Annotated in this window: 25 protein-coding genes and 2 pseudogenes; 12 read left to right on the top strand and 15 right to left on the bottom strand. The window is 71.4% G+C overall.

Going from position 1 to position 24,165, the window contains the following annotated elements; translation table 11 throughout:
* Positions 1-27 precede the first annotated feature (27 nt).
* From H295_RS47335 to H295_RS0137170, 5 genes are all read right to left on the bottom strand, one after another.
* Positions 28-1,350 (bottom strand): PASTA domain-containing protein, encoded by a 1,323-nt coding sequence (locus tag H295_RS47335; protein ID WP_158691107.1) that lies wholly within the window; start codon positions 1,348-1,350, stop codon positions 28-30.
* Between the two features lie 88 nt (positions 1,351-1,438).
* Positions 1,439-2,389: a cytochrome c oxidase assembly protein gene (locus H295_RS0137185; protein ID WP_020140436.1), complete on the bottom strand. Its 951-nt coding sequence runs from the start codon at positions 2,387-2,389 to the stop codon at positions 1,439-1,441.
* 156 nt (positions 2,390-2,545) lie between these two features.
* The gene (locus H295_RS0137180; protein WP_020140435.1) at positions 2,546-3,571 is read right to left on the bottom strand and encodes a 6-phosphofructokinase; all 1,026 of its coding nucleotides are present in this window, start codon (positions 3,569-3,571) and stop codon (positions 2,546-2,548) included.
* A gap of 191 nt (positions 3,572-3,762) precedes the next feature.
* Positions 3,763-4,491: a type 1 glutamine amidotransferase gene (locus tag H295_RS0137175; protein WP_020140434.1), complete on the bottom strand. Its 729-nt coding sequence runs from the start codon at positions 4,489-4,491 to the stop codon at positions 3,763-3,765.
* A 16-nt stretch (positions 4,492-4,507) separates the two neighbouring features.
* The gene (locus tag H295_RS0137170; protein WP_020140433.1) at positions 4,508-5,746 is read right to left on the bottom strand and encodes a MurT ligase domain-containing protein; all 1,239 of its coding nucleotides are present in this window, start codon (positions 5,744-5,746) and stop codon (positions 4,508-4,510) included.
* Between the two features lie 112 nt (positions 5,747-5,858).
* Here H295_RS0137170 and def point away from each other — a divergent pair, with 112 nt between their 5' ends.
* Entirely contained in the window at positions 5,859-6,404 is a 546-nt protein-coding gene (def, locus tag H295_RS0137165; RefSeq protein ID WP_028810099.1) for a peptide deformylase, read from the top strand.
* Between the two features lie 64 nt (positions 6,405-6,468).
* Here the strand turns inward: def and H295_RS0137160 are convergent, their stop codons facing one another.
* Positions 6,469-7,113, bottom strand: a complete 645-nt coding sequence (locus tag H295_RS0137160) for a TetR family transcriptional regulator (RefSeq protein WP_020140431.1) — start codon at positions 7,111-7,113, stop codon at positions 6,469-6,471.
* A gap of 171 nt (positions 7,114-7,284) precedes the next feature.
* Here H295_RS0137160 and H295_RS0137155 point away from each other — a divergent pair, with 171 nt between their 5' ends.
* Positions 7,285-8,514: an acyl-CoA dehydrogenase family protein gene (locus H295_RS0137155; protein WP_020140430.1), complete on the top strand. Its 1,230-nt coding sequence runs from the start codon at positions 7,285-7,287 to the stop codon at positions 8,512-8,514.
* An 87-nt stretch (positions 8,515-8,601) separates the two neighbouring features.
* Here the strand turns inward: H295_RS0137155 and H295_RS0137150 are convergent, their stop codons facing one another.
* From H295_RS0137150 to H295_RS0137130, 5 genes are all read right to left on the bottom strand, one after another.
* Positions 8,602-8,838 (bottom strand): DUF6213 family protein, encoded by a 237-nt coding sequence (locus H295_RS0137150; protein ID WP_007380390.1) that lies wholly within the window; start codon positions 8,836-8,838, stop codon positions 8,602-8,604.
* A gap of 24 nt (positions 8,839-8,862) precedes the next feature.
* Complete coding sequence (locus H295_RS0137145) at positions 8,863-10,248, bottom strand: NADP-dependent succinic semialdehyde dehydrogenase (protein WP_020140428.1); 1,386 nt, start codon at positions 10,246-10,248, stop codon at positions 8,863-8,865.
* Positions 10,249-10,319: 71 nt separating this feature from the next.
* Positions 10,320-10,781: an NUDIX domain-containing protein gene (locus H295_RS0137140; RefSeq protein WP_020140427.1), complete on the bottom strand. Its 462-nt coding sequence runs from the start codon at positions 10,779-10,781 to the stop codon at positions 10,320-10,322.
* Complete coding sequence (locus H295_RS0137135) at positions 10,778-12,316, bottom strand: ATP-dependent DNA ligase (protein WP_020140426.1); 1,539 nt, start codon at positions 12,314-12,316, stop codon at positions 10,778-10,780. The genes H295_RS0137140 and H295_RS0137135 overlap by 4 nt, the downstream gene beginning before the upstream one ends.
* 60 nt (positions 12,317-12,376) lie before the next feature.
* Positions 12,377-13,288 carry an NAD(P)/FAD-dependent oxidoreductase gene (locus H295_RS0137130; protein WP_020140425.1) on the bottom strand — a complete coding sequence of 304 codons (912 nt, stop codon included), beginning with the start codon at positions 13,286-13,288 and terminating at the stop codon, positions 12,377-12,379.
* A 64-nt stretch (positions 13,289-13,352) separates the two neighbouring features.
* Between H295_RS0137130 and H295_RS0137125 the strand changes: the two genes are divergently transcribed.
* From H295_RS0137125 to H295_RS0137115, 3 genes are all read left to right on the top strand, one after another.
* Positions 13,353-13,925, top strand: a complete 573-nt coding sequence (locus H295_RS0137125) for a helix-turn-helix domain-containing protein (protein WP_020140424.1) — start codon at positions 13,353-13,355, stop codon at positions 13,923-13,925.
* A gap of 115 nt (positions 13,926-14,040) precedes the next feature.
* The gene (locus H295_RS0137120) at positions 14,041-15,696 is read left to right on the top strand and encodes a dolichyl-phosphate-mannose--protein mannosyltransferase (protein WP_199788667.1); all 1,656 of its coding nucleotides are present in this window, start codon (positions 14,041-14,043) and stop codon (positions 15,694-15,696) included.
* Positions 15,697-15,757: 61 nt separating this feature from the next.
* Positions 15,758-16,687: a prephenate dehydratase gene (locus tag H295_RS0137115; protein WP_020140422.1), complete on the top strand. Its 930-nt coding sequence runs from the start codon at positions 15,758-15,760 to the stop codon at positions 16,685-16,687.
* 166 nt (positions 16,688-16,853) lie between these two features.
* On the opposite strand, the gene H295_RS0137110 is transcribed toward H295_RS0137115, so the two are convergent.
* On the bottom strand, positions 16,854-17,399 hold the full coding sequence (locus H295_RS0137110; RefSeq protein WP_020140421.1) for a GNAT family N-acetyltransferase: 546 nt from the start codon (positions 17,397-17,399) through the stop codon (positions 16,854-16,856).
* A gap of 62 nt (positions 17,400-17,461) precedes the next feature.
* Positions 17,462-17,836: a VOC family protein gene (locus tag H295_RS0137105; protein ID WP_020140420.1), complete on the bottom strand. Its 375-nt coding sequence runs from the start codon at positions 17,834-17,836 to the stop codon at positions 17,462-17,464.
* Between the two features lie 156 nt (positions 17,837-17,992).
* On the opposite strand from H295_RS0137105, the gene H295_RS0137100 reads away from it, so the two are divergent.
* Together H295_RS0137100 and H295_RS48640 are read left to right on the top strand one after the other, a co-directional pair.
* Positions 17,993-18,187, top strand: coding sequence for a hypothetical protein (locus H295_RS0137100; RefSeq protein WP_020140419.1), 195 nt, complete (start codon positions 17,993-17,995; stop codon positions 18,185-18,187).
* Positions 18,120-18,302 (top strand): annotated as a pseudogene (locus H295_RS48640) (hypothetical protein); the annotation flags it as partial. The gene H295_RS0137100 and the pseudogene H295_RS48640, both read left to right, overlap by 68 nt.
* 23 nt (positions 18,303-18,325) lie before the next feature.
* Here the strand turns inward: H295_RS48640 and H295_RS46165 are convergent.
* Together H295_RS46165 and H295_RS0137095 are read right to left on the bottom strand one after the other, a co-directional pair.
* Positions 18,326-18,673, bottom strand: a pseudogene (locus H295_RS46165) (ABATE domain-containing protein); the annotation flags it as partial.
* Positions 18,674-18,769: 96 nt separating this feature from the next.
* Positions 18,770-19,258 carry a hypothetical protein gene (locus tag H295_RS0137095; protein WP_020140418.1) on the bottom strand — a complete coding sequence of 163 codons (489 nt, stop codon included), beginning with the start codon at positions 19,256-19,258 and terminating at the stop codon, positions 18,770-18,772.
* Positions 19,259-19,565: 307 nt separating this feature from the next.
* Between H295_RS0137095 and H295_RS0137090 the strand changes: the two genes are divergently transcribed.
* The 5 genes from H295_RS0137090 (at position 19,566) to H295_RS0137070 (ending at position 24,154) form a co-directional block, all read left to right on the top strand.
* On the top strand, positions 19,566-20,543 hold the full coding sequence (locus H295_RS0137090; protein WP_028810098.1) for an NADPH:quinone oxidoreductase family protein: 978 nt from the start codon (positions 19,566-19,568) through the stop codon (positions 20,541-20,543).
* Positions 20,540-21,721 (top strand): acyl-CoA dehydrogenase family protein, encoded by a 1,182-nt coding sequence (locus tag H295_RS0137085; protein WP_020140416.1) that lies wholly within the window; start codon positions 20,540-20,542, stop codon positions 21,719-21,721. Before H295_RS0137090 ends, H295_RS0137085 begins: the two co-directional genes overlap by 4 nt.
* Positions 21,718-22,791 (top strand): acyl-CoA dehydrogenase family protein, encoded by a 1,074-nt coding sequence (locus H295_RS0137080; RefSeq protein ID WP_020140415.1) that lies wholly within the window; start codon positions 21,718-21,720, stop codon positions 22,789-22,791. The genes H295_RS0137085 and H295_RS0137080 overlap by 4 nt, the downstream gene beginning before the upstream one ends.
* Positions 22,792-22,971: 180 nt before the next feature.
* Positions 22,972-23,829 (top strand): phosphatidylinositol-specific phospholipase C/glycerophosphodiester phosphodiesterase family protein, encoded by an 858-nt coding sequence (locus H295_RS0137075; RefSeq protein ID WP_020140414.1) that lies wholly within the window; start codon positions 22,972-22,974, stop codon positions 23,827-23,829.
* Positions 23,830-23,959: 130 nt separating this feature from the next.
* Positions 23,960-24,154, top strand: coding sequence for a hypothetical protein (locus tag H295_RS0137070; protein ID WP_020140413.1), 195 nt, complete (start codon positions 23,960-23,962; stop codon positions 24,152-24,154).
* Positions 24,155-24,165 lie beyond the last annotated feature (11 nt).

Raw genomic sequence — 24,165 nt, 5'->3', positions numbered from 1 at the left:
TCTCCGGTTCTGCGGTTCTCCGGGTTGTTAGGCGGCGACGGTGGTGCTCGGCCCGTCGGTGGCGGGCTCGCTGCTCACGGGCGCGCTGCTCTTCGAGGGAGGCGGAGGTGGGGGTGGCGGCGGTGCGCTGCTGGTCACCGGGGCGCTGGTGGGCGGCGATGTGCTGCTCGACTTCTTGGGCGAGGGCGAGGGCGAGGGCGAGGGCGAGGGCGAGGGCGAGGGCGAGGGCGAGGGCGAGGGCGAGGCCGACGGCGACCCGGGCTTGGGCCTGCCGCTCGACGAGGACGGGGGCGCGGAGGAGGTCCCCTCGGGCTTCCCACGGGACGAGGGCGGCTCACTGGCAGGTGGTGTCCGTGGTCCGGACGACGACGGCGCGGGAGTGGTCGTGGGCCCGGTCCCCGCACCGGAGGTGCTCCCGTCACCCTGGGCCACGGTCAGCATCACGTACCGCCCGAACGCCAGCTCGCTCCCCGCGGGCGGATCCGTCGCCGTGACCCGCGCGTCGTCGGGCGGGGGCTGCTGTCCGGCGTACCCGGCCGCGAGCCCGGCGTCGATCAGCTCCCGTCCGGCCTGCGCGAAGGTCGTCCCGGCGAGCCCCGGTACGACGCGTGGCTCATCGGCGTCGAAGCCGGCGTCCTTCTCACCGGCCGTCCCGACCGGCCGGTAGATGCCGCGGGCAGGCTCATCGACGTCGACCAGAGCGATCCGTGCGGGCTTCCGCGGAGCGGGCTGCACGGCCACGACCGACTTCCGCTCGTATCCGGCCCACTTCTTGTTGCCGTCCTCGAACCGGACGGAAATCCGGCTGGTGTCACCCTGGAAGGGCCGCAGCGGATTCCCACACGAGCATTTCACAGCCGGAAGCCCTTGTTCATCGACGAGAATCGCGATTCCCGCCTGGAGCAAGGAGTTGTACGGGACGGCCTTTCCCTTCTTGTAGTCGTGATTCTGGACGAGCGTGTCGTGACGCAGCAGCACAGGTGTGAGCCGATCCAGGTATTCCGGTATCCCGTCGGTGCGGATGTTCTGCACATCCGCCCACGCCTGGGCCTTGTCGTGATTCCTGGGATCGGTGAGGAATCGTTCGAGTGCGGCGACATCACAGATGGTCGGCTGTTTGCTGCCGCCGTAGAGACCAGGTGTGTCCCCCTGCTGGAGACTGCCCCGCGCGCGCTGCGACCGCACGCCCCCGGCGTCCTTGCCGATCCCGCTGCTCTCGTCGAAGAACGGCGCGAGCGAGGGCGTACCCGCGGCGACCGCCTTGACCGCGGTCAGTGGATTTCCGGACGACAACGTGTCGCAGCCGCTCAGCAGCACCGCGAAAACCGCGAGAACGGCTGTCCTCTGCATCAATGCGCGAAGTGTCACGACCGCTCCCCCCGGTGGCGGTTCCCCCAACGCGCTTCATGCTACTGAATGCTCCGGAAGGACGAAGCGTCTAATTTCCGCGTGCGTTCAGTGAGGCCAAATAGGCGTTGTACTCCTCGAGTTCCTTGTCGCCGTCCCGGTCGGCGGCCCGGTCCTTGCGCTTGGCCTGCCGCTGTTCGGAGCCGTACCACTGGAACAGCAGTGCGATCAGCACCAGCACGGAGGGAATCTCGCTGAACGCCCATGCGATACCGCCCGCGTAGTTCTGGTCGGAGAGCGCGTCGATGTGCAGTGAGGCGGGCGGGTTCTTGAACGTCCCCACCATCGGCTCGGACGCCATCATCAACGCGATGCCGAAGAAGGCGTGGAACGGCATCCCCGCGAACAGCTCCAGCATCCGCATCAGATACCCCGGCCGCTGCGGTCCCGGGTCGACGCCGATGATCGGCCAGAAGAAGACGACACCCACCGCGAGGAAGTGCACCATCATCGCGACGTGCCCGGTCTTCGACCCCATCAGATAGTCGAACAACGGCGTGAAATAGAGCCCGTACAGGCTCGCGATGAACAGCGGGATGGTGAACGCCGGATGCGTGATGATCCGCATGTACCGGCTGTGCAGCAGCGCGAGCAGCAGCTCACGGGGCCCCTTGCGCCCCTTGCCGGCGACGGGCAGCGCCCGCAGAGCGAGCGTGACCGGCGCGCCGAGCAGCAGGAGGATCGGCGACAGCATGCTGATCACCATGTGCTGCACCATGTGCACGCTGAACATGACCATGCCGTAGTCGTTCAGCCCGGTGCACATCATCAGCACGATGGTCAGCACACCGATCACGAAGGAGACGGTCCGCCCCGCCGACCACGAGTCCCCCCGCCGCCGCAGCCGGACGACCCCCCACGCATAGAGGCCGAGCGCGAAGAGGCAGGCGACGAGGAAGAAGGGGTCGGCCGACCACTGCAACCCTCGTCCCAGCGTGAACGGCGGCAGATCCATGGTCATGCCGTGCCCGCTGTGATCCATGCCGGCGGCTCCTGTTTCGTGGGGGTTGTGCAAGTCTGTCCGCCCTACAGACTAGAACCGCCCCCGGTCACATCTCGGACCGGGGGCGGATTGACCTACTCAGGGGCGCGGGGAACTGCGCGACCAGCCACGACGGACCCGCACCCGGCAAGAGACCTAAAGCACGCACTCCGCTTCCGCGTACCGCTCCTCCGGCACCGTCTTCAACGTCTCCACCGCCTCCGCCAGCGGCACCATCACGATGTCGGTGCCCCGCAGAGCCGTCATGTGACCGAACTCCCCCCGGTGCACCGCTTCCACCGCGTGCCACCCGAACCGCGTGGCCAGCACCCGGTCGTAGGCCGTGGGCGTACCGCCCCGCTGCACATGCCCCAGGATGACCGGCCGGGCTTCCTTCCCCAGCCGCCCCTCCAGCTCGATCGACAGCTGACGGGCGATCCCGGCGAACCTCTCGTGGCCGTAGATGTCCTTGCCGCCCTCGTCGAAGGCCATGGAGCCGGGCGCCGGCTTGGCGCCCTCCGCCGCCACGACGATCGCGAAGCGCTTGCCCGCCTCGAACCGCTCGCCGACCCGCCGGGTCAACTCCTCGATGTCGAAGGGCCGTTCCGGCACGACGATGGCGTGGGCGCCCGCCGCCATGCCGGAGTGCAGCGCTATCCACCCGGTGTGCCGCCCCATGACCTCGACGACGAGCACCCGCTGGTGGGACTCGGCGGTGGTCTTGAGCCGGTCGAGCGCCTCGGTGGCGACCCCGACGGCCGTGTCGAACCCGAAGGTCACGTCGGTGACCGCGATGTCGTTGTCGATCGTCTTGGGCACGCCCACGATGGGCAGCCCGGCGTCCGACATCAGCCGGGCCGCCTTGAGGGTGCCCTCGCCGCCGATGGGGATGATCGCGTCGAGGCCGAGCTCCTCGACGTGTCCCCTGGCCCGCTCCACACCGTCCCGCAGATGCGAGGGCTGGACGCGGGAGGAGCCGAGGATCGTGCCGCCGCGGGCGAGGATGCCGCCGACGGCGTCGAGGTCGAGCTTGAGGTAGTCGCACTCCAGGAGGCCGCGCCAGCCGTCCCGGAAGCCGATGACCTCGTCGCCGTGGTCGACGAGGGCACGGTGCACGACGGACCTGATGACGGCGTTCAGGCCGGGACAGTCGCCGCCGGACGTGAGGACACCAATGCGCATAAGCCCGCTACAACCTTCTCGACAGGGGCCGGATCCGGACCTCGTCGTCCGGCTCGAACCCCGCCACCCTAGCGGCAGGAGGGGGCGGGGCCGAAGCACGCGTCCGCCTGCTGGACGACCCCGCTCACCTGTGCGGACACCGCGTCAGACGGGCTGCCGGCGGATGCCCGGAACCGAACGGGATCCCCTGCTCAGGCGGGCTGCTGAGCGGCCGCGATGCGCTCGTTGCGCAGCGCCTCGTACCAGCGGTCGTCGGTCGGCGGCAGCGCGTTCACGTCGAGGGCCAGCTTCAGCAGCAGGTCGGCGATGAGCGGGTTGCGCGCGAGCACGGGCCCGTGCATGTACGTACCGAAGACGGTGTCGTTGTACGCCCCCTCGGTGCCGTCCCCGGTGCCGTTGCCGTTGCCCAGCCTGACGTTGGCGAACGGGCGGGCGGTGGGCCCGAGATGGGTGACGCCCTGGTGGTTCTCGAAGCCGGTCAGTGGGGGCAGACCGAGCCGCGGGTCGATGTCGGCGAGGACGTCGCCGACGCACCGGGCACCCTCGCCGCGCACGGAGACGACGTCCAGGAGCCCGAGGCCCGGCTCGCGCTGGCCGAGGTCGTTGATGAACTCGTGGCCGAGGATCTGGTAGCCGGCGCACACCGAGAAGACGATCGCGCCGTTGCCCACGGCCCGGTGCAGTCCGCCGTCCCGGCGCAGCCGCTCGGCCGCGAGCCGCTGGGGCCGGTCCTCGCCGCCGCCGATCAGGTAGATGTCGCCGGAGGTCGGGATCGCCTGGTCGCTGCGCACGTCGAGACGGGCCACGTCGAGACCGCGCTGGCGGGCCCGGCGCTCGATGACGAGGGCGTTGCCCTGGTCGCCGTAGGTGCTGAGCAGGTCGGGGTAGATCCAGACGATCCGGAGTTGGTTGTCGCTCACAAAAGTCCCCTGTGTCTCAGTTGCCGACGCGGCGGCGCAGGTCCTGGAAGGCGGTGTAGTTCGCGATGACCTCGATACGGCCGTGCGGGCTCATCGAGACGGCCTGGTCGAGGTTGTCGCAGACCTGGAAGTTCTGGTTCGCGACCTCCAGCCGCACCGCGAGGTCCAGCTTGCGGTCGCCGATCACACAGATCGGGTGGCCGGTCAGCCGGGTGTAGTCGACGTCCCACAGCCACGAGGTGTCGGTGCCGTCGGCCCCGCGGGCGTTGACGGAGAGGATCACCGGGGTGGGCGGCGGGTCGATCAGGCTGAACGTTTCGAGCCAGCCCGCCGGGTTCTTCGCGAGCAGCAGCCTGAGGTCGCGCTGCTGGAACTGCACCACGTCGTAGCGTCCGGCGACGGCCTGCACCTGGTACATGCGTTCCAGGGCGACCTGCGGCGGTACGCCGAAGACGGCGGCGACGGCCGCGGAGGAGGCGGCGTTGGCCTTGTTGGCGCGCCCGGGCAGCTGGAGGTGGATGGGCCAGGCCGAGCCGTGCGGGTCGAGCACGTGGTCTCCGGAGAGCGCCCAGCTCGGCGTCGGGCGGCGGAAGCCGCACTCGCCGCAGAACCAGTCGTCGCCGGGCCGCTGCATCACACCGCCGCAGGACGGGCAGGACCAGGCGTCGTCCTTCCACATCTGCCCGGCGGCGACCCAGATGACGTTGGGGGAGGAGGAGGCGGCCCACACGACGAGCGGGTCGTCGGCGTTGGCGACCACGACGGACTTGCTGCCCGCGAGCCCCTCACGCCAGTTCTCGGCGAGCATGCGGGTCTCGGCGGCCCGGTCGAGCTGGTCGCGGGAGAGGTTCAGCAGGGCGATGCACTTGGGGTCGGTGTCCCGGGCCACGCCCGCGAGGTACTTCTCGTCGACCTCGATCACGCCGTAACGGGCGTCCGAGCCGCCCGCGAGGGCGGAGGTGATCCCGGCGGGCATGTTGGCGCCGAGCGCGTTGGAGACGACGGGTCCTGCCGCTCCCAGGGCCTCCGCGATCAACCGGGTGGTGGTGGTCTTTCCGTTGGTCGCCGAGACGAGGACGACGTCCAGGTGCTGGGCGAGCCGGGCGAGGAGGTCGGGGTCGAGTTTGAGGGCCACCTTGCCGCCGATGACCGAACCGCTGCCGCGACCCGCGGCTCGGGATGCCGCCGCGACGGCCTTGCCCGCCGTCACGGCGAGCTTGGCCCGCGGCGAGAGCGGGTCCGAGTTGCCTGTCATCAGTTCTCGATCCTCCTTGCGTACGCGCCGCGCCACAGACTCCGGCCACGTGGTGTGGACCTCAGCCTATCGAGATCCGTAGGCACTCCCGAATCGCCGTACCCTTGCGGCCATGCGAAACGGCTCCATTCCGGGCACCCGTGGCCGGGTCCGGCCCCTCACTCTGCTCGGTGACCCCGTCCTGCACGAACCCTGCGGGGACGTATCGGACTTCGGCCCGGAACTGGCGGGTCTCGTGGAGGACCTGTTCGCGACGATGTACGCGCACGAGGGGGTGGGCCTCGCGGCGAACCAAGTGGGCGTCCCCCTGCGCGTGTTCGTCTACGACTGCCCGGACGACGAGGAGGTCCGCCACCTGGGCCACGTGGTCAACCCCCGCCTGGTGGAGACCGACGGCGTGGTCCTGCGGGGCCCGGAGGGCTGCCTGTCCCTGCCGGGCCTGGAGGCGGGGGTGGAACGCCACGACCACGCGGTGGTGGAGGGGTTCACGATGACGGGCGAGCCGATCACCGTGCACGGAACAGGATTCTTCGCCCGCTGCCTTCAGCACGAGTGCGACCACTTGGACGGCAAGACCTATGCGGACCGAGTGCGTGGCTGGCGCCACCGGAGGTTGCTGCGCCAAGTGGGCCGTGCCTCTTGGCGCAGGACCAGGTGACCAGGTCAGGGGCGCGGGGAACTGCGCGACCAGCCCCCAGGGCGCCGCACCCGACATCCGACCGTCAGAACCCCGGACCTCCGACCTTGTCCCCCGCCGCGGCCAGCCGACCCCACAACAGGTCCGCCATACTCCGCACCAACTCCCCCCGCTCACACGGCCGTTCCCCCAGCCACCAGTCACCCGCGGCGTACATCATCCCGACGATCCCGTGCCCCCACACCCGCGCCAGCAGCTGACTCCCGGGCCCCAGGTCCAGCCGGTCCTCGATGACCTGCGCCAACTCTTCACCCATCCTCCGCAGCAGCGGCGCGGAATGCTGGCCGACGTCGAACCCCTGGTCCGCGCTCTGGCCCCCCTCCGCGGGATGCATCAGGAACCGGTACACCTGGGGCCGCGCCTCGATCGCCGCGAGGTAGGTGTCGAGCGTCGCCTCGACCCGCTCCCGCCGCTCCGCCGGGGCGTCCAGCGCGGCCCGCAGCGAGTCCAGCAGCGCGTCGGTGTGCCGCTTGGCGAGGGCGGCGTAAAGTCCCCCCTTGTCACCGAAGTGGCGGTACAGGATCGGCTTGGTGATGCCCGCCTCGGCGGCGATCGCGTTCATGGAGGCGTGCGGTCCGTCACGCAGCACCACCCGGTCCGCGGCCTCCAACAACTCGCGCCGACGGCGGTCGGCGGACCGCTGCTGATCGGTCCGCTGTGTGGTGTCCATGAGCTCTCCCCACCCGTGCTTAATCGGTGACGCCTGCGCAAACTAACACTCGGCAGGTCGCGCGCATCGAACAGGCTGCTGACCGGTCCTCGGAGTTGACTTTTCCTACCCGTGGGTAACAGACTCGGGTTACCGCTAGTAACATGTATGTGTGCCGCCGCTGGAGGGGACATGGCCGAGTTCACCATGGAGCTCAACGACGAACAGAAGGAGGTGCGGGACTGGCTGCACGGCTTCGCCGCCGATGTCATCCGCCCCGCGGCCGCCGAATGGGACGAGCGTGAGGAGACTCCCTGGCCGGTCATCCAGGAGGCCGCGAAGGTCGGCATCTACTCCCTCGACTTCTACGCCCAGCAGTACTTCGACCCCACCGGGCTCGGTATCCCGATGGCGATGGAGGAGCTGTTCTGGGGCGACGCGGGCATCGCCCTGTCGATCGTAGGCACCGGACTCGCCGCCGTGGGCGTTCTCGCCAACGGAACCGAGGAACAGATCGGCACCTGGATCCCCCAGATGTACGGCGACGCCAACGACGTCAAGGTCGCCGCCTTCTGTTCCTCCGAGCCGGACGCCGGCTCCGACGTGGCCTCCATGCGCACGCGTGCCGTGTACGACGAGGCCAAGGACGAGTGGGTGCTCAACGGCACCAAGACCTGGGCGACCAACGGCGGCATCGCCAACGTCCACGTCGTCGTGGCCGTCGTGGACGCCGAGCTCGGCTCCAAGGGCCACGCGTCCTTCATCGTGCCGCCGAACACCCCGGGCCTGTCCCAGGGCCAGAAGTTCAAGAAGCACGGCATCCGCGCCTCGCACACCGCCGAGGTCGTCCTGGAGAACGTCCGGGTGCCCGGCTCCTGCCTCCTCGGCGGCAAGGAGAAGCTCGACCAGCGCCTCGCCCGGGCCCGGGAGCGGGCGAAGGCGGGCAACGGCGAGCGGGTCAAGAACGCCGCGATGGCCACGTTCGAGGCCAGCCGCCCCGCGGTCGGCGCCATGGCCGTGGGCACCGCGCGGGCCGCCTACGAGGTGGCGCTGGACTACGCGAAGACGCGGACCCAGTTCGGCCGCCCCATCATCGACAACCAGGGCGTGGCCTTCCAGCTCGCCGACATGCGGACGTCCATCGACGCGGCCCGGCTGCTGGTGTGGCGGGCCTCCTGGATGGCCATCAACGGCAAGCAGTTCACCGCGGCCGAGGGCTCCATGTCCAAGCTGTTCGCGAGCGAGACCGCGAAGAAGGTCACCGCGCAGGCCGTCCAGATCCTCGGCGGCAACGGCTACACCCGGGAGTACCCGGTGGAGCGGATGCACCGGGACGCCGCGATCTACACCATCTTCGAAGGGACGAGCGAGATCCAGCGCCTGGTGATCGCCCGGACCCTCTCCGGGATGCCGATCCGCTGACGTCGCGCCAGGGGCGCCAACGGGGGCATCCGGCTGGAACTCGACGAACCAGCGCCCCCTACGGCGCCCCACCGCTACTGCGCGCGACTACGGCGCCCCACCGCTGCTGTGCGCGATGCACGCCACATCGATCCGGTCGGCCAGCTTCGCCAACTCGATGGTCAGTGCGGCAACCGTGTCCTCGTCGAGACCGTCGGCCCCGGCCTCGACCAGGTGCAGCCACCGCCCGCCAAGACTGCGCAGCAGCTTGCTCACATCGGCGGCAGCCACCTGCAGGGTCCCGCGGTCGTCGACGATCAGAGGCAGAGTCACTTCGCGGTTCACACCGGGATCGTAGCCGCGCAAGCGTCACGCTCCGTGCCAAACCGTCGTGATGTTGCAGAACTCCCTGATTCCGTGCCCGGACAGCTCACGGCCGTACCCGGACCGCTTCACCCCGCCGAACGGGAACGCCGGATGCGAGGCGGTCATCCCGTTGACGAACACCCCGCCGGCCTCCAGATCCCGTACGAACCGGTCGATCTCGGCCTCGTCCCGCGTCCACACGTTCGAACTCAGCCCGAACGGCGAGTCGTTGGCGATCAGCACCGCCTCGTCGAGGTCGGCGGCCCGGTACAGCGTGGCCACCGGGCCGAAGGTCTCCTCGCGGTGGATGCGCATCTCGCGGGTGACGTCGGCGACGACGGTCGGCGGGTAGTACCAGCCGGGCCCGTCGGGCCGCTCGCCGCCGCACAGCACGCTCGCCCCGCTGCGCTTCGCGTCGTCGACCAGCTCCTCCAGGTCGTTGCGCCCCTGTTCGCTGGAGAGCGGCCCGACCTCGGTGTCCTCCTCCAGCGGGTCGCCGACCTTGAGCGCCTTCATGCCCGCCACGAACCGCTCGGCGAACCGGTGGTAGACGTCGGTGTGCACGATGAACCGCTTGGCGGCGATGCAGGACTGCCCGTTGTTCTGCACCCGCGCGGTCACCGCGACCTCGGCGGCCCGGTCGATGTCCGCGGACGGCATCACGACATACGGGTCGCTGCCGCCCAGCTCCAGCACCGTCTTCTTCACCATGTCCCCGGCGGTGGACGCGACGGCCCGCCCCGCGGGCTCGCTCCCGGTGAGCGTGGCCGCCTTGACGCGTTCGTCGCGCAGGATGTCGTCGATCGCCCCGGACCCGACGAGCAGCGTCTGGAAACAGCCCTGGGTGTAGCCCGCCTGGTGGAAGAGGTCCTCCAGGAACAGCGCGGTCTGCGGCACGTTCGAGGCGTGCTTGAGCAGACCCACGTTGCCCGCCATCAGCGCGGGCGCGGCGAACCGGATCACCTGCCACAGCGGGAAGTTCCACGGCATCACCGCGAGCACCGGACCCAGCGGCCGGTAGAGCACGCGCGCGCGTGCCCCGCCGGAGTCCTCGACGTCGGCCTGCGAGGGCTCCTCGTCGGCCAGCAGCGCCTCGGCGTGCCCGGCGTACCAGCGCATCGCCTTGGCGCACTTGGCGGCCTCCGCGCGGGCCTGCTTGACCGGCTTGCCCATCTCGGTCGTCATGACCCGGGCGATGTCCTGCTGAGCCTCGTCGAGGACCTCGGCGGCCCGGTTCAGGAGACGGGCGCGCTCCTCGAAGGACGTCGTGCGGTAGGTCCGGAACGTCGCCTCGGCGAGCTGGAGCCTGCGCTCGATCTCCTCCTCGCCCATGGCCTCGTACGTCTTGAGCGTCTCGCCGTTCGCCGGGTTCACCGTCGCGATGGGCATGACCGACCTCCTGAAGAGCTGACTGTGCTTCGACCTTCCCGCGCGGCGGGGGCGACCGCAACGCGTGGACATCAGGCCGAGTGCTCAGCCAGCCGGTCGAGAAACGCGGCCTGCGCCTTCACGATCACGGCCCGGGCCCGCTCCAGCCCGAACCACGCCACCCGGTCCAGCTCCGGGAACTCCTGGGTCCGACCGGACCTGGGCGGCCACTCCATGCTGAACACCCCCGGCACCACGGTCGCCGGATCGAGGTCCGCCTCGATCGCCCACGCCGTGACGACCTTGCCGTTCGTCTGCCGCACCTCGCCCAGGGGTACGGCCGCCCCGTCCGGCGGCGGCAGCCCGAGCTCCTCCTCGAACTCCCGCCGGGCCGCGTCCCAGGCCGACTCCGACTCCGGCTCGTACTCGCCCTTGGGGACCGTCCACGCCCCGGCGTCCCGGCGGGCGAAGAACGGCCCACCCATATGGCCCAGCAACACCTCCGGCCCGTTCTCGGTATGCCGGAACAACAGCAGGCCCGCACTCGTCCTCACGGCTTCACCTCGGGGTGCGCGGCCAGCAGCGTCTCCACGGTGTCGGCCTCCTCGGGCCGCTTGTCCTCCCGGTACCGGACCACGCGTGCGAACCGCAGGGTGACCCCGGCCGGATAGCGGGTCGACCTCTGGAGGCCGTCGTAGGCGATCTCCACGACCAGTTCGGGCCGTACCGTCACCACATAGCCGCTGCTCTCCACCGCCAGCTCCTGGAGGCGCTCGGTCTGCCAGGTGAGCATCGCGTCGGTCATGCCCTTGAAGGTCTTGCCGAGCATCGCGAAGCCGCCGTCCGCCGTGCGGGCGCCGAGGTGCAGGTTGGAGAGCTTGCCGGTGCGGCGGCCGTGCCCCCACTCGGCGGCCAGCACCACCAGGTCCAGGGTGTGCACGGGCTTGACCTTGAGCCAGGACGCGCCGCGCCGGCCCGCGCTGTAGGGCGCGTCGAGGGACTTCACGACCACGCCCTCGTGCCCGCGCTTCAGCGTCTCGGCGAGGAACTCCTCCGCCGCGGGGATCTCGTCCGGTCCCGACACCAGGGCCCGCCGTACCCGCATCGGCTCCGGCACCAGCCGGGCCAGCTCCGCGTGGCGTTCGGCGAAGGGCAGGTCGAGGAGGTCCCGGCCGTCGACGGACAGGGCGTCGAAGAAGACGGGGGAGACGGGGACCGCCTCGGCGGCCGTCGACACGTCCGTGCGCGAGCCGACCCGGCCCGCGGTCTCCTGGAAGGAGCGGGGCCGCCCCGCCTCGTCGAAGGCGATCACCTCACCGTCCAGGATGAACCGATCGCCCCGCAACTCCAGTGCGGCAGCGGTCAGTTCGGGCAGCCGGCCGGTGATGTCGTCGAGGGTGCGGGTGTAGAGCCGTACGGCATCGCCGTCGCGGTGGATCTGGACGCGGATGCCGTCCAGCTTCTCCTCGACCGCGCACACGCCGAGCTTCCCGACCGCCTCGGCCACCGAGGAGGCGCTGTGCGCGAGCATCGGCAGGACCGGGCGGCCCACGGTGAGACGGAAGCGGTCCAGAGCGGGCGGGCCCTCGCCGAGCAGGGCCTCGGCGACCGTCTGGAGGGAGCCTGCCAGCATCACGGCACGGCGGACGTCGGCGGGCGGTGCCTGCGTCGCCCGGGCGAGCCCCTCGATGGCGACCGCGTCCAGCGCGCCCTGCCGTACCTCCCCGCTGATCAGCCCGAACAGGAACCGCTGCTCGTCCTCGGTGGCCGCGCCCAGCAACTCGCCGACGAGCCGCGTCCGTTCGGCCTGCGAGCCCGCGCCCGCGACCTTGCCGAGCGCGGTGAGGCGGTGGTCCACCTCGCGGACGGTCAGGGTCGGTTCGGCGGCGGGTGCGACCGGGCGGCTCAGCACCTTCCAGCCGACGCCGAGCCGGCCCTGCGGGAGCCGTCCCGCGAGGTACGGGATGACGACGGGCACGTCGTCCGGCTCCGCCTCCCGGAACAGCTCCGCGAGCAGCGCGATCTTCTGGGAGCGCGCCGAGGTCGCGGCGACTTCCTGGGACACCTGTGCCAGTCGGGCAAGCAGCATTCCTCCAGGGTGTACCGGAGGCGCCGGGTCCACACCCCGGCGGCCGTGTCGAGCCCGCTGTCAGCCGTCGAGATCCGCCATCAGCAGGTCCCCGTTGATCGCGGCCCCGGCCCGGTAGCCGCCCGCCGCCGCGTTGATCACCTGCTCGCCGAAGCCGACGGCGTTCCCTGCCGCCCACACCCCCGGCACGGAGGTCTGCCCCGTCGCGTCGACGACCGGGTACGCGCCGAACGGAGTCTCGGTCAGTTCGGCCCCGAGCCGCTCCAGCAGGCCGTTGCGCGGGACCGCCCGGGGCGCCGTGAAGACCACCTCACGCGCATGGACGGTCCCGTCCCTCAGACGTACGGCGGTCAGCCGGTCGTCCCTCACCACCAGCTCGGCGACCTCGCCGGGCACCACCGTGACACCCGCCGCGGCGAGCCTGCGCAGGTCGTCGTCCGCCAGGTCGGCCTCGGCGACCTCGTGCAGGAAGAACGTCACGTCCTTCGACCACTGGGACACCATCAGTGCCTGGTGCACGCCGAGCGCACTGGTCGCGAGCACCCCGAAGGCCTGGTCGCGGACCTCCCAGCCATGGCAGTACGGGCAGTGCAGCACGTCCTTGCCGAAGCGCTCGGCGACCCCGGGGACGCCGGGCAGCTCGTCCTTCAGCCCGGTCGCGACCACCAGGCGCCGGGCCCGGAGCACGCGACCGCTCGCCAGGGTCACGGCGAAGCCCTCGGCGACCTCTACGACCCGGTCCCGGACCAGCTCGACGCCGTACCGTTCGATCTCCGCCCGTCCGATCGCCAGGAACTCGGCGGGCGGCATGCCGTCCCGGGTCAGGAAGCCCTGCATGTGCGCGGCGGGCGCGTTGCGCGGCTCGCCCGCGTCGACGACGAGCGTGCGGCGGCGGGAGCGGCCCAGGACGAGTGCGGCGGACAGTCCGGCGGCACCGCCGCCGATGACGATCACCTCGTATGTCTCGGTCATACCGACACCGTCACGCGAGGGTGCGGGATTGACAAACTTCTTTGCCGATTCTGCAATGTCTCGCATGAGTACCGATGACGTTCTCGCGGAGGTCGGGCCCCGACTGCGTCGGCTGCGCAAGGACCGGGAGGTGACGCTCGCGTCGCTGTCCCGGTCGACGGGGATCTCCGTGAGCACCCTGTCCCGGCTGGAGTCCGGCCTGCGCAAGCCCAGCCTGGAGCTGCTGCTGCCGATCGCGCAGGCCCATCAGGTGCCGCTCGACGAACTGGTCGGCGCCCCGGAGGTCGGCGATCCCCGCGTGCGGTCCGCGCCGCTGGAGCGGCACGGGCGCACCTTCTGGCCGCTCACCCGGCAGCCGGGCGGCCTCCAGGCCTTCAAGGTGCTGGTGCCGCGCCGCGAGGAGGTGCCGGAGCCGCGCACCCACGAGGGCTACGAGTGGCTCTATGTGCTGGCGGGGCGGCTGCGGGTGGTGCTGGGGGACCACGACGTGGTGATGACGGCGGGAGAGGCGGCCGAGTTCGACACCCGGGTGCCGCACTGGTTCGGCTCGACGGGGGAGGGGCCCGCGGAGTTCCTCAGCCTCTTCGGACCGCAGGGCGAGCGGATGCACGTCCGCGCGCGTCCCCGGAAGGCGTGAGCGGCCCCCCGCCCGCGACAACTGGCGTGCGGCCCGGGTAGGTTCGCCGGATGGACGAGATATTGCGGCGGCCGCACTCCGCCGCGCGGCAGGGTGCCCGGTGACCAGCGGCCACATGACCCGTTCCCCCCTCGTCGAGGACTCCCGCACCGTGGCAGCGCCCCTGAACTGGCAGGACCGGCTTCGCCGACACGGGTACACGGCGGCCCGCCCGGCGACCGACGTCCGTGAGCGTCTGGTCCCGCGTTTCCCGAAGCCCTCGGTGTGGGACTGGCTGGGCCCGCTGCTCGTGGCCGCCATGGCGGGCGTGATCCGGTTCTGGCATCTCGGCCGGCCGAGGGCCGTGATCTTCGACGAGACCTTCTACGCCAAGGACGCCTGGTCCCTGCTGCGGCTCGGCTACGAGGGCACCTGGCCGGACCGCAAGATCGCCGACCCACAGCTCCTCGCCGATCCGCAGGTGATCTCCCTCTCCGACACCGGCACCTTCGTCGCGCACCCGCCGACCGGCAAGTGGGTCATCGCCCTCGGCGAGTGGATGTTCGGCCTCACCCCCTTCGGCTGGCGCTTCATGACGGCGGCCCTCGGCACCCTGTCGGTGCTCATGCTGTGCCGCGTCGGACGCCGGCTGTTCCGCTCGACGTTCCTGGGCTGCCTGGCCGGGGCGCTCCTCGCGGTGGACGGGCTGCATGTGGTGATGAGCCGGACCGCCCTGCTCGACCTCGTCGTCATGTTCTTCGTCCTGGCGGCCTTCGGCTGTCTGCTGATCGACCGGGACCACGCGCGGGCCCGCCTCGCCGCCGCCCTGCCGGTCGGGGCGGACGGCCGCGCCCGCCCCGACGAGCACGCCGCCGACCGCACCGGGACCGGACCGCGCCCCTGGCGGCTCGCCGCCGGCGTCTTCCTGGGCCTGGCGGCCTCCACCAAGTGGAACGGCCTGTACGTCCTGGTGTTCTTCACGGCCCTGACCGTGCTGTGGGACGTCGGCTCCCGCCGCGTGGCCGGCTCCCGTCGCCCGTACCTGGCGGTGCTGAACAACGGCCTCGGCTGGTCCCTGCTGTCCCTGGTGCCGGTCGCCGTGCTGACCTACCTGACCACCTGGACCGGCTGGTTCCTGTCCGACGACGGCTACGGACGGCACTGGGCCGACGGCCGCGGCGGCACCTGGTCCTGGATCCCGGCCCCGCTGCGCAGCCTCTGGCACTACGAGCACGCCGTGTACGAGTTCAACGTGGGACTGCACACCCCGCACAAGTACCAGTCGAACCCCTGGAGCTGGCTGGTCCAGGGGCGCCCGGTGCTGTTCGACTACCAGTCGCCGAAACCGGGACAGGACGGCTGCCGCACCGCGGTCGACTGCTCCCAGACCGTCCTCGCCCTCGGCACCCCGCTGCTGTGGTGGTCGGCCTGCGGGGCCCTCGCCTACCTGCTCTTCCGCTGGGCGCTGCGCCGCGACTGGCGGGCCGGGGCGATCCTGTGCGGGGTGGGCGCCGGGTATCTGCCCTGGTTCCTGTACCAGGACCGCACGATCTTCTCCTTCTACGCCGTCGTCTTCGTGCCCTACCTGTGCCTGGCGGTCGCGATGACGGTCGGCGCGATGCTGGGCCCGCCCGGCTCGGACCACCGGCGGCGCACCCTGGGCGCGGTCGCCGCGGGCACCCTCGTGCTGCTCATCGCCTGGAACTTCGTGTACTTCTTCCCGCTCTACACCGGGCAGACGATCCCGTACGCCGACTGGCACTCCCGGATGTGGCTGGACACCTGGATCTGAGGACGGGGCCGCCTGGTACGTTACGGAGCTTCCGCCGCCCCACGACAAGAGACCGAGCACAGTGACGACCGTCGCGTACCAAGGTGAACCCGGATCCAACTCGGCAACCGCCGCGCACACCCTGTACCCCGGGTGCGCCGAGCAGCCCTGCACCGGCTTCGAGCAGGCCCTGGACGCGGTGACGCTCGGCACCGCCGACGTGGCGGTGATCCCGGTGGACAACTCCGCGGCCGGACGGGTCGCCGACGTCCACCACCTGCTGCCCGAGTCGGGGCTGTTCATCATCGCCGAGCACTTCCTCGCCATCCGTTTCGACCTGATGGGCGTGGCCGGGGCGACGGTGGACCAGGTGGAATGCGTACGCAGCCATGTGCACGCCCTCGGGCAGTGCCGCAAGGTCCTGCGGGAGGGCGGCTGGCGGACCCTCGTCTCCGACGACACCGCCGGCGCGGCACGCGAGGTGGCCGAGCTGGGGGACCCGCGGCACGCGGCGCTCGCCCCGCCCGCGGCCGCCGCGCGGTACGGCCTCGACGTGCTGCGCGCCGGGGTCGAGGACGACCCGGACAACACCACCCGGTTCGTCGTCCTGTCCCGGGACGCGGTGGTGGCCCCGGACACCGGGCAGCCGACCATGACGAGCCTGTTCTTCTCCGTGCGCAACATCCCGAGCGCGCTGTTCAAGGCGCTGGGCGGGTTCGCCACCAGCGGGGTGAACCTCACGAAGATCGAGAGCTACCAGGTCGGCGCGGGCCTCGACGCGAGCCGTTTCTACGTCGAGATCGAGGGCCACCCCGACGAGCGGCACGTCGCCCTCGCGCTGCACGAGCTGGGGTTCTTCTCCACCGAGGTGCGGATCCTCGGCGTCTACCCGGCCCATCCGCACCGGTCCCGCACGGCGGCGGGTGCCTCAGGACCCGCCCAGGCCGTTCAGGAGGGTGTCGACGACGACGTCCGCGGGCTGCGCGGGGCTCAGCCGGGACAGCTGACGTGACATCAGGTGCATGAGCTGGGGCAGCAGAGCCCCGGCCCATCCGTCGGGGGTGCGCCGGAGTGCAGGAGGCCCACTGCTGCAGCGCGCTCCAGGAAGGCCGTCCGGATCGCCGACGGCTCGGAGTACGGGGCGGTGGGACCGGCGACCTGCACCGAGTACAAGACGATCACGGTGTGAGCGGGGCCGGCTTCCAGTCCCGGGCGAGGAGGCCGAGCAGGACCTCGTCCAGGAACTCGCCCATCACCCAGGCCGAGGAGCGCAGTACGCCCTCGCGGACGAAGCCGTTGCGCTCGGCGGACCGCAGCATCGCCGCGTTGTCCGCCAGGGTCTCGATCTGGAGCCGGTGCAGACCGCGCACGACGAAGCCGTAGTGGCACAGGACCGCGACCACATCGGTGCCGTAGCCCTTGCCGCGGCTGGACGGGAGCAGGCCCAGGCCGATGTGCGCGCAGCGGTTGTGGGTGTCGATGCCCCACAGGGTCGCGGTGCCGACGAGCGTCCCGCCCTCCAGCTCCACCACGGAGAACGGAACGTGTCCCTGCTCCTTGTCGTCCACCACGAGCCGCGGGTCCTTCGAACCCGGCGTGATGGGCCGCCACGGTCCGCCCTCGGCGCGCGAGGAGTTGACCACGTCGTCGTAGAGCTCGGTCCGCAGTACCGGGATGTCGTCATCGTGGCGGGCCCTCAGCCCGACCTTGCCGCCCTTGAGCATGCGAGCTTCCTATAGGACCGCATCGGCCTGCGGCAACCGAATAGCCGGCGGCGGGCTCGGGCTCAGTGGAAGCAGAGGCAGAACGGATGGCCGGCCGGGTCCGCGTAGACCCGCCAGTTGGCCTCGGGGCGGAGCTGGTCGGTGCGTTCCAGCACGGTCGCTCCGAGGGCGAGTGCCCGCTGCTCCTCGCCGTCGAGATCGTCCACGTCGAAGTCGAGGTGGAGTTGCTGGGGGTGCTCCTGGCCCGGCCATTGCGGCGACTGGTAGCCGTCCACCCGCTGGCAGGCCAGCGGGGTGCCCTCGAACCCGTGCACCTCGACCCAGTCCGGATCCTCGGGGTGCTTGACCACCCGGCCGCCGAGCAGTTCCGCGTAGAACTCGGCGAGCCGTACCGGGTCGGCGCAGTCCAGTGCGACCGCTTGCAGCTTTCGAATCATGGAGGGGGCGTACCCACGACCGGGGCGGACATGCTCGGCGGGTACCGGCCCGCCCTCGGAGCTAGTGTCACCGGCTTGACAGGTGACGCACTCCGAGTGCACGCTGGTCACTGTCCAAGGCAGTGAGCCGGACCGGTCCACGAAGTGGAGAACGTCATGAGCAGGAACCTCACCGCGGACGCCGACACGGCGGCCCGGCAGGCGCGCTACGGCAGCCTTCCCGAGCGCATCCGCTTCGAGGACATGACCGAAGAGGTGCAGGCCGCTCCCGGGGGCGGGACGGATGTGTCGTACGACCCCGCGGGGGGCTGGAAGTACTACTCGTGCCTGGCCCTCGACCTGGGCCTGTGAGGGGGCCTGCGGGGGCTCGGCCTGCGGTTCTCGTGGGGGCGTCCTTCTTGCGGGCCCGGTGGGCGGCCGCCTTGATTGCATCGACCGCTCGCGCGGCATGCGACGCCAGTGGTGCGGCATGGAGTCCTGCGGCAACAGGGTGCACTCGGGGTTGCCGCCCTCCTTCATGCGGGGCACGTCCGGGCCACTCGGCAGCTCCACGGCCTGTCGGGCGACGGTCGCGAGGGCCTGCCCGGGCGTCGCGTCGGTGTGCCGGCCCGACACTGTGAGCTGCGGTGTCGTGGGAGTTCTGCGTGCGGCGGCGTTGAGCACGGCGAGCGCCTCCCGGTCGAACCCCTCGCCGAGACGACGGTCGGTGACGAGCCGGTAGACGGCCTCCCGCACCGTGATCGCCGCTCGGACGTCCTCCTCCTGGCCCGGCGTGCTCGCGTCCACGAGCCCGGCTTCCAGGTACCAGGCGTTGAGCCGCTCGGGCGACACGAGCATCTCGAAACGGGTCGAGCGCCGGGCGCGGAGGGTGGCGGCGAAGTCCAGGGCGGGGTGTCCGCGGACGAAGAGAAGTGCCGGCGGGGAACGCCGCGTTCACGGTCGGGTGTAGATCACGTCGAGGTGGTGACGGTCTCGGTGGCGCACGCGATCGTCCCGCCCGGGGAGGCTGAAGACCGCGCAGACTCCGGCCGGTCGGGTCAGGATGCTGGACTGCTCGCCGAACGTCAGGGTGTCGTTGACGCAGTGCTCGCAGCCGGCCGCGTCCAGGGCCGCGACCAGGTCCTCGCGGACCACGGTGGCCTCGAACGACTCCGACTCGGGCAGGAGGAGGGCGGGCAGTCTCACGGTCGAGCCGGGCCGGAGGCGGACCCGGATGCCGCTGACCGCCCGCTGTACGACGTCCAGCTCCAGCCCGTCCCAGGAGTACGGGTAGCCGTCGATGTCGGGCCCCTTCAGGCGGATCGCGGGGTGGGGGCGCCCGGGGCCGAGGAGGTCCTCCGCCTCGCTCAGGGGCATGCCGAGGTGAAGAGGCCCGATCCGGCCGGCGCGGGCGAAGTCGACGAGGAAGTCCAGCAGCGTCACAGGGGTGACTGTGGCAGGCTCCCGGGCCGACGTGCGCTCCGGATTCGGGCCCTGTGGAGTCTCACCGCGCGCGCAGAGGCCCCGCGAACGACTTCCGCGGAGTCCCGAGGGCAACCGCCGGCAGCGGGCCACGTCCCGGCGCGGGTGGGGCCGAAGTCGGTCAGTACCGTGCGTCACCTGTCGAGCCGGTTATGTACCCCCTCTCCCTCGCATTGATGCCGGCACTTTCTGTCGTGGGCTGTTCCCTGATCGGCAAGCGACCGCTTAGTATGCGAGGGACCCCGGTCAGACCCCCTGGAGGCCCCCCATGCAGGCATGGCAAGTGCACGAGAACGGTGAGCCGAGCGAGGTGATGCGCCTCGAGGACGTGGCACGTCCCGTGCCCGGCGACGGCCAGGTCCTGCTGAAGGTGCGCGCCGCGAACATCAACTTCCCGGACGTCCTGATGTGCCGCGGCCACTACCAGGTCCGCCCGCCGCTCCCCTTCACGCCGGGCGTGGAGATCTGTGGCGAGACCGAGGACGGGCGGCGCGTGATCGCCAACCCCGCGCTGCCGCACGGCGGTTTCGCCGAGTACGCCGTCGCGGACGCCGCCGCCCTGCTGCCCGCGCCGGACTCGCTGGACGACGCCGAGGCCGCCGCGCTGCACATCGGCTACCAGACGGGCTGGTTCGGTCTGCACCGACGGGCCCGCCTCGAGGCCGGCGAGACGCTGCTCGTCCACGCTGCCGCTGGAGGGGTCGGCAGCGCGGCCGTGCAGCTCGGGAAGGCGGCCGGGGCCACCGTCATCGGGGTCGTCGGCGGTGCCGACAAGGCCGCCGTGGCCCGGGAACTGGGCTGTGACGTGGTGGTCGACCGGCGCAGCGAGGACGTCGTCGCCGCCGTCAAGGAGGTCACCGGGGGCCGGGGCGCGGATGTGATCTACGACCCCGTGGGCGGCGAGGCCTACACGCAGTCGACCAAGGTCGTCGCCTTCGAGGGCCGGATCGTGATCGTCGGCTTCGCGAGCGGGACCATCCCGAGCCCCGCCCTCAACCACGCCCTGGTGAAGAACTACTCGATCCTCGGCCTGCACTGGGGCCTGTACAACACCAAGAACCCCAAGCTGGTCCAGCACTGCCACGAGCAGCTCACCGAACTGGCCGCCCGTGGCGCCGTCAAGCCGCTGGTGAGCGAGCGGGTGCCGCTGGCGGGGGCCGCGGACGCGGTGCAGCGCCTCGGCGACGGCGTCACCACCGGCCGGATCGCCGTGGTGCCCTCTTCCGAGAACGGAGCCGCCGCATGACGGACGCAGCAGAACTCCAGCGCCGCACCGCCGAGTTGCTGGCCTCCCACCCGCCCGCCGGCACGGACCGCCTGGACTTCCTCAAGGCCCGCTTCGACGCCGGACTCGCCTGGGTGCACTACCCCGAGGGCCTCGGCGGGCTGAACGCGCCCCGCTCCCTCCAGGCCGTCGTGGACGCCGAGCTGGAGGCCGCGGGCGCCCCCGACAACGACCCGCGGCGCAACGGCATCGGCCTCGGCATGGCCGCGCCGACCATCCTCAAGTACGGCACCGAGGACCAGAAGCAGCGCTATCTGCGACCCCTGTGGGTGGGGGAGGAGGTCTGGTGCCAGCTGTTCAGCGAGCCCGGCGCCGGGTCCGACCTCGCCGCGCTCGGCACCCGGGCGGTCCGTGAGGGCGACGAGTGGGTCGTCAACGGGCAGAAGGTGTGGACGTCCGGCGCCCACAACTCCCGCTGGGCCATCCTCATCGCCCGCACCGACCCGGACGTGCCCAAGCACGCAGGAATCACCTACTTCATCTGCGACATGACCGACCCCGGCGTCGACGTCCGCCCGCTGCGGCAGATCACCGGCGAGGCCGAGTTCAACGAGGTCTTCCTCACCGACGTCCGCATCCCCGACGACCGCCGACTCGGCGCGATCGGCGACGGCTGGCGGGTCGCCCAGACCACCCTCAACAACGAGCGCGTCGCCATCGGCGGCATGCGGCTGCCCCGCGAGGGCGGCATGATCGGCCCGGTCTCGAAGACCTGGCGCGAGCGCCCCGAACTGCGCACCCAGGACCTGCACCAGCGGCTGCTGAAGCTCTGGGTCGACTCCGAGGTCGCCCGCCTCACCGCCGAGCGGCTGCGCCAGCAGCTCGTCGCGGGCCAGCCCGGACCCGAGGGCGCCGGCATGAAGCTCGCCTTCGCCCGCCTCAACCAGGAGATCAGCGGCCTGGAGGTCGAACTCCGCGGCGAGGAGGGCCTGTTGTACGACGACTGGACCATGCGCCGCCCCGAGCTGGTGGACTTCACCGGCCGGGACGCCGGCTACCGCTACCTTCGCTCCAAGGGCAACAGCATCGAGGGCGGGACCAGCGAGGTCCTGCTGAACATCGTCGCCGAGCGGGTCCTGGGCCTCCCGGCCGAACCGCGCACCGACAAGGACGTCGCCTGGAAGGACCTGTCTCGATGACCGACCTGCTGTACTCGGAGGAGGAAGAGGCCCTCCGCGCCGCCGTCCGGGACCTGCTCGCCGACCACTGCGACGCGCCGGGCGTGATCGCCCGCACCGAGTCGGACACCCCGCACGACCTCGCGGCCTGGAAAGCCCTCGCCGACGGGATGGGCCTCGCGGGGCTCCTGGTCCCGGAGGACAAGGGCGGCCAGGGCGCCACCCACCGCGAAGCCGCCGTCGTCCTGGAGGAGTTGGGCCGCGCGGTCGCCCCCGTGCCCTACCTCACCAGCGCGGTCGTCGCCACCGAGGCCCTGCTCGCCTGCGACGCCGACGACCTCCTCGCCGAGCTCGCCTCCGGGCGGAGGATCGGCGCCCTCGCCGTTGCCCTGAACGTCGCCCCGGGCGGCGCCTACAAGGTCGTACGCCATGAAGACGGTGCCCTGCACGGGGAGTTGACGGCGATCGCCGACGCCCAGGCGGCCGATGTGCTGCTGGTGCCCGCGGACGACGGCGGACTGTACGCGGTGGACGCCGACGCGGCGACCGTCACCCCGCAGATCACCTTCGACCTGACCCGGCCGCTCGCGACCGTCACCCTCGACGGAGTGCCGGGCCGCCTCCTCGGTGACGCCGAGGCCGCAGTGCACCGGGCGCTCCGGGCCGGGGCCGGGCTGCTCGCCTCCGAGCAGTTCGGGCTCGCCGAATGGACGTTGACCGAGACCGTGCGCTACCTCAAGGAGCGCAAGCAGTTCAACCGGCCCGTCGGTGGCTTCCAGGCGCTCAAGCACCGGCTCGCCCAGCTGTGGCTGGAGGTCGTCAACCTCCGTGCCGCCGCCCGCAACGCGGCCGACGCGCTCGCGACCGGGGCGGACGCGGACGTGGCGGTCGCCGTCGCCCAGGCCTACGCGGCGTCCGTCGCCGTGCACGCCGCCGAGGAGGCGCTCCAGCTGCACGCCGGGATCGGCATGACCTGGGAGCACCCGGTGCACCTGTACCTGAAGCGGGCCAAGTCCGACTCGATCGCGTACGGCACGGCGGGCGCGCACCGCGCCCGGCTGGCCGAACTCGTCGACCTCCAGGCGCCCTGACCCCTGGTCCCACCGCCCGGTGAAGCCCGCCCCACCTGGGGCGGGCTTTCCCGTGCCGTGTGCGCGGGAGGAGTGAACGAGGGGCGGCGGTCCGGCCAACTCCTTTCGCGTACAGGTTCATTGGGGTGCGGATGGCCCCATACTCCCTGTGGTTCCGACCCACTCGCAGGGAGGCAGAACATGGCCCGTATCAGTCGTCGCACCGCCCTCACCGCCTTCGGGGCCACGGCCGCCGCGGTGCTCGCCCCGCCCGCCGGCAGCGCGTGGGCCGCCGACCGCAAGCACCGCGCGCGCCCGCTGTGGCGCGCCCACGCGCACAACGACTACGAGCATCCGCGCCCCCTGCTCGACGCCCTCGACCACCGGTTCGGCAGCGTCGAGGCCGACATCTTCCTCGTCGGCGACCAGCTCCTGGTCGGCCACACCGCGGACGACCTCGATCCGACGCGCACGCTCGAATCCCTGTACCTCGACCCGCTGGCCAGGATCGTGAAGAGCAACCGCGGTGCGGTGTACCGGGGTTGGCGCCGCCCGCTCCAGCTCCTCATCGACATCAAGACCGAGGGCTCCTCGACCTATCTGGAACTCGACCGCCATCTCCGGCGCCACAGGCACCTGTTCACGACCTGTGCCCACGGCAAGGTGGTCCCCGGAGCGGTCACCGCTGTGATCTCCGGCGACCGGGCGGCACGGGTCCCCATGGAGGTCCAGACGGTCCGACGGGCCTTCTACGACGGCCGCCTCGCCGACCTCGGCTCCCCGGCGCCCGCCTCCTTCATCCCGCTGATCAGCGACAACTGGACGCTCAACTTCACCTGGCTCGGCGAAGGCACCTTCCCCGAGGCCGAGCGGCAGAAGCTGCGGAGCATCGTCGGACAGGCCCACGCGCGCGGGCAGAAGGTACGGTTCTGGGCCACCCCCGACCTGCCGGGTCCGGCCCGGGACGCACTGTGGGGCGAACTCCTCGCCGCCGACGTCGACTACTTCAACACGGACGACCTGGCGGGCCTGGAGGCCTTCCTGGACGCCCGTCGATAGTCGTTCTCCCACGGGTGGGACACCACTCGTTCGGAGGACGCTTCCGCCGCACGGACGAACCCTCCGCTACGCCACACTTGCGCCCGAACGCCGCGAAACGGAACCGGCGGTGTGGCGGAGGAGGCTGTCCATGGCGATTTCCATCTCGGTGCTGGTGCTGCTGCTGATCCTGGCGGTGATCTTCCTGCGCAGCGGCGGACTCAAGGTCTCCCACGCGTTGGTGTGCGCGCTCCTCGGCTTCTGCCTCGCGAGCACGAGCATCGCGCCCACCATCCACAGCGGGATGACGGCGACCGCCGACATCGTCGGCAGTCTGCGTCCCTGAGCAGGGCCGGA

The organism is Streptomyces sp. 351MFTsu5.1 (assembly GCF_000383655.1).
Taxonomy (GTDB): Bacteria; Actinomycetota; Actinomycetes; order Streptomycetales; family Streptomycetaceae; genus Streptomyces; species Streptomyces griseorubiginosus.
The sequence above is the reverse complement of the archived record's forward strand: the minus strand, read 5'-3'. Positions and strand labels throughout refer to the sequence as shown.